The sequence below is a fragment of the Tardiphaga sp. GW822-FHT04G09 genome, assembly GCF_058800725.1.
The window spans coordinates 1-12,485 of record NZ_JBXAMO010000021.1 but is presented as its reverse complement, the minus strand read 5'-3'; the positions used below and the strand labels follow the sequence as shown (position 1 = coordinate 12,485).

At 60.4% G+C, this 12,485-nt stretch carries 13 protein-coding genes; 9 read left to right on the top strand and 4 right to left on the bottom strand.

Going from position 1 to position 12,485, the window contains the following annotated elements:
* The first annotated feature begins 14 nt into the window (after positions 1-14).
* The gene (locus AC1RLZ_RS25580) at positions 15-302 is read left to right on the top strand and encodes a YciI family protein (protein WP_371423127.1); all 288 of its coding nucleotides are present in this window, start codon (positions 15-17) and stop codon (positions 300-302) included.
* 339 nt (positions 303-641) lie between these two features.
* On the opposite strand, the gene AC1RLZ_RS25575 is transcribed toward AC1RLZ_RS25580, so the two are convergent.
* Positions 642-1,913, bottom strand: coding sequence for an acyl-CoA dehydrogenase family protein (locus AC1RLZ_RS25575; protein ID WP_493190912.1), 1,272 nt, complete (start codon positions 1,911-1,913; stop codon positions 642-644).
* A gap of 509 nt (positions 1,914-2,422) precedes the next feature.
* Here AC1RLZ_RS25575 and AC1RLZ_RS25570 point away from each other — a divergent pair.
* From AC1RLZ_RS25570 to AC1RLZ_RS25540, 7 genes are all read left to right on the top strand, one after another.
* Positions 2,423-3,376 (top strand): ABC transporter permease, encoded by a 954-nt coding sequence (locus AC1RLZ_RS25570; RefSeq protein ID WP_493190911.1) that lies wholly within the window; start codon positions 2,423-2,425, stop codon positions 3,374-3,376.
* Entirely contained in the window at positions 3,376-4,272 is an 897-nt protein-coding gene (locus tag AC1RLZ_RS25565) for an ABC transporter permease (RefSeq protein WP_493190910.1), read from the top strand. Before AC1RLZ_RS25570 ends, AC1RLZ_RS25565 begins: the two co-directional genes overlap by 1 nt.
* A gap of 71 nt (positions 4,273-4,343) precedes the next feature.
* A complete protein-coding gene (locus tag AC1RLZ_RS25560) occupies positions 4,344-6,062 on the top strand; it encodes an ABC transporter substrate-binding protein (protein WP_493190909.1) in 1,719 nt (572 codons plus the stop codon).
* A 189-nt stretch (positions 6,063-6,251) separates the two neighbouring features.
* Positions 6,252-7,244 carry an ABC transporter ATP-binding protein gene (locus AC1RLZ_RS25555; RefSeq protein ID WP_493190987.1) on the top strand — a complete coding sequence of 331 codons (993 nt, stop codon included), beginning with the start codon at positions 6,252-6,254 and terminating at the stop codon, positions 7,242-7,244.
* Positions 7,228-8,325, top strand: coding sequence for an ABC transporter ATP-binding protein (locus AC1RLZ_RS25550; protein ID WP_493190908.1), 1,098 nt, complete (start codon positions 7,228-7,230; stop codon positions 8,323-8,325). Before AC1RLZ_RS25555 ends, AC1RLZ_RS25550 begins: the two co-directional genes overlap by 17 nt.
* A 44-nt stretch (positions 8,326-8,369) precedes the next feature.
* Complete coding sequence (locus tag AC1RLZ_RS25545) at positions 8,370-9,614, top strand: TetR/AcrR family transcriptional regulator (protein WP_493190907.1); 1,245 nt, start codon at positions 8,370-8,372, stop codon at positions 9,612-9,614.
* A 142-nt stretch (positions 9,615-9,756) separates the two neighbouring features.
* On the top strand, positions 9,757-10,053 hold the full coding sequence (locus tag AC1RLZ_RS25540) for an HU family DNA-binding protein (RefSeq protein WP_493190906.1): 297 nt from the start codon (positions 9,757-9,759) through the stop codon (positions 10,051-10,053).
* Positions 10,054-10,164: 111 nt separating this feature from the next.
* On the opposite strand, the gene AC1RLZ_RS25535 is transcribed toward AC1RLZ_RS25540, so the two are convergent.
* Both AC1RLZ_RS25535 and AC1RLZ_RS25530 read right to left on the bottom strand, forming a co-directional pair.
* Positions 10,165-10,395 carry a hypothetical protein gene (locus tag AC1RLZ_RS25535; protein WP_493190905.1) on the bottom strand — a complete coding sequence of 77 codons (231 nt, stop codon included), beginning with the start codon at positions 10,393-10,395 and terminating at the stop codon, positions 10,165-10,167.
* Positions 10,396-10,410: 15 nt separating this feature from the next.
* Positions 10,411-10,722 carry a hypothetical protein gene (locus tag AC1RLZ_RS25530; protein ID WP_493190904.1) on the bottom strand — a complete coding sequence of 104 codons (312 nt, stop codon included), beginning with the start codon at positions 10,720-10,722 and terminating at the stop codon, positions 10,411-10,413.
* Between the two features lie 318 nt (positions 10,723-11,040).
* Here AC1RLZ_RS25530 and AC1RLZ_RS25525 point away from each other — a divergent pair, with 318 nt between their 5' ends.
* Positions 11,041-11,313 (top strand): hypothetical protein, encoded by a 273-nt coding sequence (locus AC1RLZ_RS25525; protein ID WP_493190903.1) that lies wholly within the window; start codon positions 11,041-11,043, stop codon positions 11,311-11,313.
* 525 nt (positions 11,314-11,838) lie between these two features.
* Here AC1RLZ_RS25525 and AC1RLZ_RS25520 read toward each other — a convergent pair.
* On the bottom strand, positions 11,839-12,183 hold the full coding sequence (locus tag AC1RLZ_RS25520) for a DUF4143 domain-containing protein (RefSeq protein WP_493190986.1): 345 nt from the start codon (positions 12,181-12,183) through the stop codon (positions 11,839-11,841).
* Between the last annotated feature and the right edge of the window lie 302 nt (positions 12,184-12,485).

The window sequence follows — 12,485 nt, the reverse complement described above, 5'->3', positions numbered from 1 at the left end:
TCCAGGAGCTACATATGCTGTTTGCTATTCATGCCGTCGATCATGCCGGGGCGCTCGACAAGCGCTTGTCTCACTACGAAGCTCACAAGGCCTTTTTGTCCGACACCTCGGCCTATGGCGTGACCATCGTCATGTCCGGCCCGCTGACAGCCGATGACGGCCAGACCATGATCGGCAGTTTGTTTCTCGTCGAGGCCGCGGAGCGCGCGGCTGTCGAAAGGTTTCATCACGCCGATCCGTTCTTCGCCGCCGGCATCTGGCAAACGGTCACGATCACCGGCTTCCTGCGCCGACAGGGATAAGCGCAATGGAGGAGGCCGGCGCCTCGCCATCGCGCGCTGTTGGCCGCCAACCTGTCGAGTGCGGTTCTCGACATCTTTTGCGCATGCAGCCCTGCCATCATTTTTGGTCCGGATGCCGTGCAGTGATTGCAGCGCCGCCTCCGGGATCGCCGCTGCCACGGCTACCGATATAGCGGCTGGGTCTGCCAGCTATCACGCGTCCATCGGTGCGACGTCCACCGAACCCAATGTCGCGCACGACAACACCGCCTGTGAGGTAGGTGAAGTCGAATAAGAGCGGCGGAGTCTCTGTTGGTTTGCCGGCTGCCGTTGGTTGGTCCAACGGCAGCCGGCCGGAGGTTAGAGAGTCAATTCGTGGCGGCCGACGACCATCCAGTGCACCTCGTCCGGACCATCCGCAAAGCGCAGATGGCGGACGTCGGTGTACATTTCAGCCAGCGGCGTCCATTGCGAGATGCCGGTGGCGCCGTGCATCTGGATCGCCTGATCGATGATCTTGCAGGCGCGTTCGGGGACCATGGCCTTGACCATGCTGACCCAGATCCGCGCTTCCTTGTTGCCGAGCACGTCCATGGCCTTCGCTGCCTTGAGCACCATCAGCCGCATGGCCTCGATCTCGCAGCGTGCCTGCGCGATGATCTGCAGGTTGCCACCGAGATGCGCGATTTTCTTGCCGAAGGCTTCGCGCGTCAGGCCGCGCGCCACCATCATGTCGAGCGCTTTCTCGGCCTTGCCGATGGTGCGCATGCAATGATGAATGCGGCCGGGGCCGAGACGGAGCTGCGAGATCTCAAAGCCCCGCCCTTCGCCGAGCAGGATGTTTTCCTTGGGCACGCGCACATCGTTGAACCGCATATGCATGTGGCCGCGGGGCGCATGGTCGTGGCCGAACACATGCATGGGACCGATGATTTCCACGCCGGGCGTGTCGACGGGGACGAGGATCTGTGACTGCTGCTTGCTGGGCGCGGCGTCGGGACTGGTCTTCACCATCACGATCATGATCTTGCAGCGCGGATCGCCAAGCCCGGAGATGTAATACTTCTCACCATTGATCACCCACTCGTCGCCGACGAGCTTGGCCGAGGTGGAGACGTTCTTCGCGTCCGACGAGGCGACATTCGGTTCGGTCATCGCGTAGGCCGAGCGGATCTCGCCTGCCAATAGCGGCTTCAGCCACTTTTCCTTCTGCTCTTTTGTGCCGACGCGCTCAATAACTTCCATATTTCCGGTATCCGGCGCGGAGCAGTTCATCGTCTCCGAAGCCAGCGGGTTTTTGCCAAGTTCGGCCGCGATATACGCGTAATCGAGATTCTTCAGGCCTTCGCCGGTTTCGGCATCCGGCAGAAAGAAATTCCAGAGGCCTTCTTCCCGTGCCTTGTTCTTGGCCTTGCCGAGAATCTCCAATTGCTCTGGTGTGAACGACCAGCGGTCCGTCTTCTTCTCGCCGGCACGATAGAACTCATGCGACATCGGTTCTACGGTCGTGGCGATGAACTTGCGGACATGGTCGTAGAGCGGTCGAACCTGCTCCGACATCCGCAGGTCGTTCAACGTGTCTTCTGGGGCAAGCGTGTAGGGCGTCTGGCGGGCTGCATATGCCGTCTTCATTGTTGTCGTTCTCCCGATGCGATGATCGCATTGATGCGCCATCTCGAATGGATGGCTGTGCGCCAGTTATAGACACGAACTCTCGTGGTGTCGAAGACAAGTGCGAGCGAACGATCGCAAAGACCGCGCAGTCGCAGTGCAGCATCCATCACTGTGCATATGCGTCCTTGGGTGAATTCATGCGACCCGCTGTCGCAGCTCATGGGTGCGAACTCCGCAAATATACGGGCCGCGTCCGCATGTTGCTCTGCGTGAGCTTCGGTCGCAGTTTACATTTCGATTTTAGAAGCGATAGGATGTTTCCATCAAGAAGCAGGATGCACGCATCTGCAAGCTTCAAAGGGTGGAAACATGAATCTAATGGGTGTCTATATCCTATTAGAAGAACGGGTATGCATCTCTACGACGCGCCCCATCGCGCGTCATGGCAAGCGTCGCGCTGCCATTTCGTCATGTCCGCGTAACCGCTGTTCGTGTAATTCGAGTCTCGCATCGGAGGCGCCACGCTGATGCGCGCCTATGCTGCCCGCCGTCTGCTGGCTCTGGTTCCAACCATATTCTTCGCAAGTCTCATCGTGTTCGTCACGCTGCGTCTCGTGCCCGGCGATGTGATCGACCTCATGATGTCACAAAATGACATCTCTGCTGGCGCCAAAGATCGTGCGCAGTTGGAGGAGGCGCTCGGCCTCAACAGGCCGATGTATATCCAATACTTCCGCTGGGTCGGCGGCGTACTGCACGGCGATCTCGGTCAGTCGCTGTGGCACAACACGCCGGTCCTCGACCAGATCCTCAGCCGTCTACCGGTCACTTTCGGCCTCGGCTTCCTCGCCATCCTGATCGGCCTCGTCATCGCGATACCGATCGGCGTCTATTCGGCGCTGCGCCAGGACACCGCTGGTGACTATATCATGCGCTCGTTGTCGATTCTGATGCTGGCGGTGCCGGCGTTCTGGACCGGCACTATGGTGATGGTGTTTCCTGCCATCTGGTGGGGGTGGTCGCCGGAATTGAATTATATTCCGTTCGCGACCGATCCGATCGGCAGCATCCGCCACATGCTGTTGCCGGCGCTTATTCTCGGTATGTCCCTGTCTGCGATCACCATGCGGCTGACGCGCACGATGATGCTCGAGGTGCTGCGGCAGGATTACATCCGCACAGGGTGGGCGAAGGGCCTGAGCGAATGGACGATCGTGACGCGGCATGCGCTGCGCAACGCTCTGATCCCAGTCGTCACACTAGTCGGCATCCAGGCGCCACTTGTGATAGGCGGCGCCGTCATCATCGAGCAGATCTTCGTCATCCCCGGCATGGGCATGTTGCTGCTCGAAGGCGTCACGCAGCGTGACTATCCGATCGTAGCTGGCGTATTCCTCGTGGTCGGCATAGCGGTGATGGTGATCAACCTGATCGTCGATCTCAGCTATGGACTGCTCGATCCCAAGGTGAGGTATCGCTGATGACACTCGTGGTCGAGACCGCCGTGCCGCCGGCGCCACGCCGACGTTCGCCGACCTGGGCCTTCATCGGGCGGTTGTTTCGCGAGAAGCCGCTCGGCGCCGCGGGCGCCGTTGTCTTCATACTATTCCTGCTGTGCGGCCTGTTCGCGGATTTCATCGCGCCCTATGGCTACAACCAGATCAACCCGATCAATCGGCTGAAACCGCCGTCCTGGCAGTTTCCGTTTGGCACTGACAATCTGGGGCGCGATGTGCTGTCGCGCTGCCTCTATGGCGCGCAACTGTCCGTTATCATCGGCTTCTGCGGCGCCGGGATAGCAACGATCATCTCCGTCGTGGTCGGCATTCTCACGGGTTACCTCGGCGGTCGCTTCGATATGATCGTGCAACGATTAGTCGATGCATGGATGAGCTTTCCCGATCTGATCGTGCTGATCGTCGTCGTATCCGTGGTTGGGCCGGGGCTCGTGCCGATCATCTGTATTCTCGGGCTACTGCTCGGCATCGGCGGTTCGCGCATCATCCGGGGCGCGACTATTTCGGTGCGCGAGAACATGTATGTGAATGCCGCGCAGTCGATGGGCGCGTCGCTGCCGCGCATCCTGATCCGCCACATCCTGCCGAATGTAATGCCACCGATCATCATCCTGTTCACGACTCGCGTCGGCTTCGTGATCCTGGCTGAGTCCGGCCTGTCGTTCCTCGGACTCGGCGTTCCGCCGCCGGCGCCCACATGGGGCGGCATGCTCTCCGGTAGCGGCCGGACCTACATGCTGCAGGGGCCATGGCTGGCGTTGGCGCCCGGCCTCTGCCTGACGCTGGTGGTCTATGCGACCAATGTGTTCGGCGACGCCCTGCGCGACCTGCTGGATCCGCGCATGCGCGGATCGCGGTGAGGCATGAATGATGTCGACGTGCTGTGCCGATGGTTGGTAAGGCCGCGGTGAATGACAAACGGGAGGTGATGGTGAACACAAGTCTATTGAAGCGCAGGTTCACGACACGGCTGTTGGCGACGGCGGTGGGATTGTCGGTCGCGTTCGGTGCGGCGTCGGTCGCGCAGGCTGAGGAGAAGCCGCAATACGGAGGTACGTTGCAAGTCGCCACGGTCAACCGTGCGCTGAACGTGCTGTCCTGGGATCCTGCGGACTGGAACTGGAAGGTCAACCACGACACTGGGCAGTTCTACGAGCAGCTGTTCTCGGCGGACCTCTCGAAATCCAAGAGAAACGGCGGCAAATATCCGTACTATGCGGATGCCTGGATTCCGTCCGATGCGGTGCGCGGCGAACTCGCCGAAAGCTGGGAGATGAAGGAGAATCCGCTTCGCATCGAAGTCAAGCTGCGCAAGGGCGTCATGTTCCCGGAGAAGCCCGGTATTATGGCGTCCCGCGAACTCGTCGCCGACGACGTCGTGTTCAGCTATACGCGCCTCGACAAGAGCCCGAAGAAGATCGCGACCTATTTCGATCATATCGAGAAGGTTGAGGCGACCGACAAGCATACAGTCGTGTTCAGCCTGAAATCCTACAATGCCGAATGGGATTACCGTTTTGGTTGGGGTTACTATTCCGGCATCTATCCGAAGGAAGTCGCCGATGCCGGTGCCAACAACTGGAAGAATCTGAACGGCACAGGGCCGTTCCTGCTCACCGACCACGTTCAGGGCAATCAGAACACTTATTCAAAGAACCCGGTCTACTGGGATAAGGAAAAGATCGGCGGCGAGGAATTCAGGCTGCCGTTCGTCGATAAGGTCGTCTATCGCAACATCAAGGACGAGGCGACGGTGACGACAGCGCTGCGCACCGGCAAGCTGGATATTGCCGAACTCGTGCGCTGGACCGACATGGAAGAGCTGAAGAAGAGCGTGCCGCAGCTCAAATGGTCAAAATGGCTGTCTATGAACGGCCAGTTCCTTGCGATGCGTGTCGACACCAAGCCGTTCGATGACATCCGCGTGCGCCGCGCGCTCAACCTCGCCGTCGACAAGCAGGAGATCGTCAAGTCCTATTACAACGGCCATGCCGAACTGTTCTCCTATCCGCAGCATCCCGACTATGACGGCTATTACGAACCGCTCAGCGCGATGCCGGAGACGGTGAAGGAGCTGTTCGCCTATAATCCGGAAAAGGCCAAGAAGCTGCTGGCTGAGGCCGGGGTGCCGAAGGGCTTCAGCTTCAAGGTGCAGGTCTGCACCTGTCAGGTCGACCATCTCGATCTCCTGCCATTGATCGGCGCCTATCTCGAACGCGTCGGCGTCAAGATCGAGATCCAGCCGATGGAATATGGCGCGTTCCTGTCAGCCATGACGTCGAAGACCAATGCGGCCGGTTACCTGATGAACAACGGTCATACCAATCCGACCACGACGATCCGCAAGAGTTTCGTGACGGGCCAGACCTGGAACCCGTCGCAATATGCGGACGCGGCCTACGACAAGAAGATGGAGGTGGCCTATCAGGAACGCGACGAGACCAAGCGTCGGGCCATCCTCAAGGAGATGACGATCGAGATCCTCGACAAGGCTCCGTATATTTGGTTGCCGACGCCGTATATCTATTCGGCCTGGTGGCCGTGGGTGAAGAATTATGCCGGCGAGCTCCGCGCCGGAGCGGTGCGACCGGGACCGATCTATGCGCGGATCTGGATCGACCAGGACATGAAGAAGAAGATGGGCTTCTGAAGCTCGCACCGCCGGCGATCAAACTCCCCGATGCCGACATCCGTGCGGCATCGGGACCTTGATGGCTCGCCCTGAAGCGCACTTTCCCAGGAGCCGAGATTGACGCAACTTCTCCTCGACCCCAACGAACCGGCCCCCCCGCAGACGGGCACCTCCCCGCAGGCGGATGCTGCATCGCGGCCGCAGCCGCTGCTCGAAGTGCGCGATCTGGCGGTCGAGTTCGGCGTCGGTCGCTCGGCGCTCCGTGCGGTGGATCGTGTGTCGTTCTCGGTTGCCCCCGGCGAGACGCTGGCGATCGTCGGCGAAAGCGGTTCCGGCAAGAGCGTAACAGCTCTGTCATTGCTGCGGCTGATCCCGTCGCCGCCGAGCCGGGTCAAATCCGGACAGATACTGTTTAACGGCCGTGATCTGCTGAAATTGTCTGACAAGGAGATTCGTGCGATTCGCGGCAACGAGATCGCGATGATCTTCCAAGAGCCGATGTCGTCGCTCAACCCGTCGCTGACGGTCGGGCTGCAAATCGCCGAGCCGATGCAACTGCATCATGGGCTCAGCTGGAAGAAGGCGATCGCCAAAGCCGGCGAGTTGTTATCACGCGCGCGCATCCCGGACGCTGCGAGCCGGGTCACGGCCTATCCGCACCAGTTCTCCGGCGGCATGCGGCAGCGCGCGATGATCGCGATGGCGCTTGCCTGCAGACCGAAGCTGATCATCGCAGATGAGCCGACGACCGCGCTCGATGTCACCGTGCAGGCGCAGATCCTGTCGCTGCTGAAGGATCTCACGCGCGAAACCAAAGCGGCGCTGGTGCTCATCACGCATGATCTCGGGGTCGTCGCGCGATATGCCGACCGGGTCTGCGTGATGTATGCCGGCCGCATCGTGGAGAGCGGCACCGCGCACGAGATCTATGAGCGCCCAAGCCATCCTTACACGCTCGGCCTGATGGCCTCGATCCCTCGGCTGGATCAGGACGCCCAGGAGCGCCTGGTGCCGATCGAGGGGCAGCCGCCGGATCTGTCGGCCTTGCCGCAGGGCTGTGCGTTTCAGGCGCGCTGCCGTTATGTCGGCGAACGGTGCCGGCAGGAATCGCCGCCGCTCGAACATATCGACGGGCAGCATTTCCGGGCGTGCTTCGCCGATGTTGCAAAGGGAGTGAATGCCGATGCGTGCAGTGCCTGACCAGTTCGATCAGCCCATCCTCAAGGTCAGTAGCCTGCAGGTGCATTTTCCGTTGTTCAAGGGTGTTGTCGTTCGCAAGCAGGTTGGCAGCGTGCGCGCCGTCGATGGGGTGTCGTTCGAAGTGCGCAAGGGCGAAACGCTGGGCCTGGTCGGTGAGTCTGGCTGCGGCAAGTCGACGACGGGCCTTGCGATCCTGCGCATGACGCCGATCACCGGAGGCACAGTCGAGTTCGAAGGTAAGGACATCGCATCCTATGGCGCGAAGGCGATGCGCGCTGTCCGGCGGCGCATTCAGATGGTGTATCAGGACCCTTATGGGTCGCTCAATCCGCGCATGAAGGTCGGCGACATCATCGGCGAGCCCCTGATCGTGCACGGCGTCGATACCGAACGCGAGGTGTATCGCGCCCGGATCCAGGAATTGCTGCGGCTGGTCGGATTGCGGCCCGATATGGCGGAACGCTATCCGCACGAATTTTCCGGCGGGCAGCGGCAGCGCATCTCGATCGCGCGCGCGGTCGCGCTCAATCCTGCGCTCCTGATCTGCGACGAGCCGGTCTCGGCGCTCGACGTCTCGATCCAGGCTCAAGTCGTCAACCTTTTCCAGGAATTGCAGGAGAGGCTGGGTCTCTCCTATCTCTTCATCGCGCACGACCTGGCCGTGGTCAGGCATGTCAGCCACCGCATCGCGGTGATGTATCTCGGCCGTATCGTCGAGATCGCGCCGCGCAACGAACTCTACAAGACGCCGCTGCATCCCTATACGCAGGGACTTCTGGCTGCGGTCCCGATCCCCAGCCCGTCGGCCGAGGCGCTTCGGCCGCAGCAGGTGATCCTTGGCGAGCCGCCGAGCGTGGTCAATCCGCCGTCGGGATGCCGCTTCCATCCGCGCTGCCCGATGGCGATGAAGGTCTGCGCCGAGGTCGATCCTCCCCTGCGGGAGATGGGAGATGGCCGCGCCTCGGCGTGCCACTTGCACGACCCAGCAGTGACCGGCATAGATCGCAATGCATTGCCGCACGCGGTGCAGGCCGCAGCACGTGCAGATGCCGCGCAGTCCGGCGTTGCGGCAGTCGCTTGAACGTCACGCAGCCGGGCCGGTATGTATCCCCATGACTGAATCGCATGAGTGATCTGCCGATCGTTGACGAGGGTCAGACCCGCCGCTTCGTCGAGAAGCGCGAGGCCATTCTCGATGCCGCCGCCCGCCTCTTCGACCGACGCGGTATTCGCGGCACCACGCTGTCAGATGTTGCGGCGAGCGTCGGGCTCGTGACCAACAGCGTCACCTATTATTATCGCAAGAAAGAGGATCTCGCGCTCGCTTGCGTGCTTCGCTCCGTCGCGGTGTTCGACGCGCTGCTCGCGGAGGCCGAGAGAGCGGAGACGCCGGAACGGCGGATCACGGCCTTCGTCACGGGATTCTTTCAGTTGCTCGCCGATGTCGAGGCTGGCCTGCGACCGGAATTCGTCAACTTCTCCGAGGTGAATGCGCTGAGCGCGATGCGCGCGGATGTGGCCGCGGTATACGCCCGCATGTTCCGACGTGTCCGCGACCTGATGGGCCCGGAAGAACGGCTCGGTCTCACGCGCGCCGAACGCAATGCGCGGGCACATCTGCTATTCACGCTGACACAATGGGCGCGCGTCTGGGTGCATCGTTACGAAGTGACCGGATATGCCCGGGCAGCTGGACAGGCCAGCGACATCCTGTTGCGCGGCTTCGGCGCGGCAAAGGCGGCCTGGGCGCCGCCGGCGCTGCCGACGCTTGCTGGTCCGTCAGCGCTCGACGACATTTCGCCTGATGCGTTTCTCCGCGCCGCGACGCGGCTGATCAACGAGCAGGGATCCCGTGGTGCCTCGGTCGAGAAGATATCGGCCGCGTTGAAAGTGACGAAGGGCTCATTCTATCATCACAACGAGAACAAGGACGATCTGATCGTCGCCTGCTTCGAGCGGACATTCGGTGTGATACGCCGCGCGCAATCTGCGGCGGACGGGTGCGAATCCGGATGGCAAAAGTTGAGCGCCGCCGCCGCTGCACTGGTGAGCTATCAATTGTCTCGGGATGGCCCGCTGTTGCGCATCACTGCACGAAGCGGACTGCCTGAAGCAGCAGCAGAGCAGACTATCCGCACCATGAACCGGCTGTCCGAGCATTTTGCCGGCGCGCTCGTCGATGGGGTTGCGGACGGGTCGGTTCGCCCGGTCGATCCGGCCATCGCCGCGCAAATGATCAATGGCATGATCAATGCGTCAGCCTCGATCAAGCGCTGGGTGCCCGGCGCGACGATCGACAACGTGGCCTGCCTCTATGCGCGTCCGCTCTTCATGGGTCTGCTATGCCGCGGCGCACAGGGCGGCGGGTAAACGAAAAATCAGGTGATGCGCAGACGTGCGGAAGCATTCAATACCGTCTGCCATAGAAGTTATACAGAGCCCCCGCAGCGGTGGTTTTACATCTTCGCGAGAGTTCCTAATGTGCGCCCAGCGAATCAGAAGGAACTTTCCGATGCCTAAAATGACCAAAGCGCAGCTTATCGAAGCGATTTCAGGGGCCAGCCAGATCTCGAAGAACGACGTCAAGTCGGTCTTCGACCATCTGGCGACCGTCGGATATAAGGAGTTGAATGAATCCGGCGAATTCGTCATTCCCGGATTCGTCAAGATGTCCGTCGTCAACAAACCGGCGACCGAAGCACGCAGCGGCGTCAATCCGTTCACCAAGGAGCCGATGGAATTTGCGGCTAAGCCTGCCAGCAGGTCGGTCAAGGCTTCCCCGCTGAAAGTGGTGAAAGACGCGGTCTAAGGTCGCGTGTTGTCGGGTGCGCGTCAGCGATGAGGCGCAGTCGCAACTTGTTTTGGACCGATCGCGTCGGTCGTCGAACCCGCCAGCAGCCCATGCGGGAGAGGGTTGAGCTCAGGCACGCAGGATCGTCTTGCTGAGGGCCGTGTCGACCGGCAAGCCGCCGGATTCATCGCTGTGCGACAATGCGGTCAGGTCAAACGTTTCACCGCGGATGCGCGACAGGGTGGCCAGAGCGCGGTCGCGGTCGCCTTCCAGCAGTTGGCCGAGATGTGTGACCGCCGCGTTTGGCCTGCGCTGCCGGATCGCTTTCAGCGTGGATGCCATCAGGTCGGCGCTGAGCATCCTGATGTCGCGGGTTTAATAGTCCAGCGGCGTTTTCCAGATGATTTCCCATACGGTTTGGTTGGCTAGGTCGGTGAGCAATTCAACCAGCAGGTCGTTGCTGGAACCGCGCACGATGGTCTTGACGGCGCACGTCGTCGTGCGTGCGAAGGTCATGGGATCGTCGATCTCGACCGTTGCCTTCGGCTCGCCGCAGCGGCGGCACGCTTCTGCAAAGCTTTTGCAATCCGTTCGACGATCGGACGCGCGAAAGCCTTGCGGTCGCCGCCGGATAGGGGCGTTGGGTGAAATTTCGGAGCCATATGGGCGTCCAAGCGTAACGGTCAAAATACAAAATCAAAATGCTACGTCGTCTCAATTGACGGCCAACAGTCGTCCTCCTCGAGGAGCCCTTTCCGTTTTTCCGCAGCCGTCGTCGGGCAGCTTCATCCCGACATCTTTCCAGATCGCATGGGCCCCGTAGATGCGGATCGCATCGAAAGTTTGGACTTCCACGATCCGATGACAGCGACGGCAGGACACGCGCAGGACGTGTCGGGAAAATTCGGATACCCCAACGAAGATTGCGGCGCATCACAAGTTGCGTGAGTTCTTATGGAACCAAGAGAATGGTTGCGCGATATCTGGAAAACGAAGGAGGTAGTCATGTCTATGGAAGAGGTGTTCTCCCGACCGTTAGTTACCGCAGCACCGCCGTTGGTTGTCGACGCCTTCGGCAACCGGGCAATCCTAGAAATGGAAATGGCCCTGACCAAAGCGTGCGAGCTTTTGCCGCGCGAACTGGACACCCACAAGAACCGCTGCTTCATCGCCAAGAAAATACTTAAGCGCGTGAACGCGGGCGAGTACACGTTCGGCGGAATGGTCAGCGCCGGTGTGACGGCTGTTGAGCAGCTGCGTCGTAAGCGCGAAGTCTAAGGGCTCGGGCGCACGAGGTGCATTTGCGCGTTGTCCTGGATCAGCTCCGGCGGCTGCCTGTGGCGCGGCGAAACGGACTCGCGCTCAAAACATTCGGCTAAATCGACGAGAGCTTGCCTGCGCGCCGGTTCGTGTATGCCCGCGAACGCCGCCAATAGCCGAAACGCACCCTCATCGCTTGAACGACCAAATCCCCAGCGTGTCGCAGGCATTTTAGCCTCCACGGGATACCTTGCTTGGAAAGCTAGCTTACACCCAAATTGCAGGTCGGCGCAGATTTTTCGCGAAGGAATTCGTTTGAATTATACGATTTCGTGGACAAGAATATAGTCAAGGCGGGTGACATGCACCTCATTGGCCCAGGACGGTAAGCGTAAAACTTGCCGGGCGGCCTATCTCTTCGGTGCATGGGCCAAACAACAGAAAGAAGGTGCATGGATGCGGCATTAGGTAGTAAGGGCCACTAAATCATCCATAATCATCTGACGTTATTGCAAAACACGTGATTGCAAGCAGAGGCGTCTATTACGGCGAGAAGGACCACAGCATCGATGCAGGCAAGGCTATTCTTCCCGGGCCGAAGGACAGCAAGTCCTCTCCAAGGTACACGACGAACCCCACGCCGCGGTAGCCTTTCCCGGGCCCCTCTAACAGAAACCAATTGATATGCCGAAAGTCACCGCTGTCGATCTTGGACGTTGCCTTCATCTGGAACAACGCGATCAAGCGGCCTGGCGCCTCCGCAAGGAAGTCGATCTCCCGAGTGTCGGCGCGCCAGTGCCACAACGACCAACGCCTTGGATAAAAAAGGGTAAATCTCGTTAAAGACGAACGTTTCAAAAAGGGAGCCGAACGCGGTGGGGTCGGCATCAATGCCAAAGCTTTTGGAGTCCTCGCCTCGAAGAGCCGTTGCCAATCCTGTGTCCATGAGATGAAGTTTGGGTGACTTGACCTATCGCTTTGCTTTGGCGGAAGACCACGGACCGAGACGCAGGACGATGCCCAGACGAGTGAGCGCATCGAGACAATCGCTGACGGTGTCCTACTTCAAGGCTAGATCTCTTGAGGCTCCCGCCATTGAGTTCCTGAGCGGTCCTAGCAGTCTGCTGAAGAACCCCCTCGCCACGGAGGGGGCTTGATGATTCACTTTATCATCTCGAATCGGCGGAGGC

Excerpts from the sequence above, each read along its gene's own strand:
- AC1RLZ_RS25580 (WP_371423127.1), top strand. The coding sequence starts at position 15 with ATGCTGTTTGCTATTCATGCCGTCGATCATGCCGGGGCGCTCGACAAG.
- AC1RLZ_RS25575 (WP_493190912.1), bottom strand. The coding sequence starts at position 1,913 with ATGAAGACGGCATATGCAGCCCGCCAGACGCCCTACACGCTTGCCCCA.
- AC1RLZ_RS25570 (WP_493190911.1), top strand. The coding sequence starts at position 2,423 with ATGCGCGCCTATGCTGCCCGCCGTCTGCTGGCTCTGGTTCCAACCATA.
- AC1RLZ_RS25565 (WP_493190910.1), top strand. The coding sequence starts at position 3,376 with ATGACACTCGTGGTCGAGACCGCCGTGCCGCCGGCGCCACGCCGACGT.
- AC1RLZ_RS25550 (WP_493190908.1), top strand. The coding sequence starts at position 7,228 with ATGCGTGCAGTGCCTGACCAGTTCGATCAGCCCATCCTCAAGGTCAGT.
- AC1RLZ_RS25545 (WP_493190907.1), top strand. The coding sequence starts at position 8,370 with ATGAGTGATCTGCCGATCGTTGACGAGGGTCAGACCCGCCGCTTCGTC.
- AC1RLZ_RS25540 (WP_493190906.1), top strand. The coding sequence starts at position 9,757 with ATGCCTAAAATGACCAAAGCGCAGCTTATCGAAGCGATTTCAGGGGCC.
- AC1RLZ_RS25535 (WP_493190905.1), bottom strand. The coding sequence starts at position 10,395 with ATGCTCAGCGCCGACCTGATGGCATCCACGCTGAAAGCGATCCGGCAG.
- AC1RLZ_RS25525 (WP_493190903.1), top strand. The coding sequence starts at position 11,041 with ATGTCTATGGAAGAGGTGTTCTCCCGACCGTTAGTTACCGCAGCACCG.
- AC1RLZ_RS25520 (WP_493190986.1), bottom strand. The coding sequence starts at position 12,183 with ATGCCGACCCCACCGCGTTCGGCTCCCTTTTTGAAACGTTCGTCTTTA.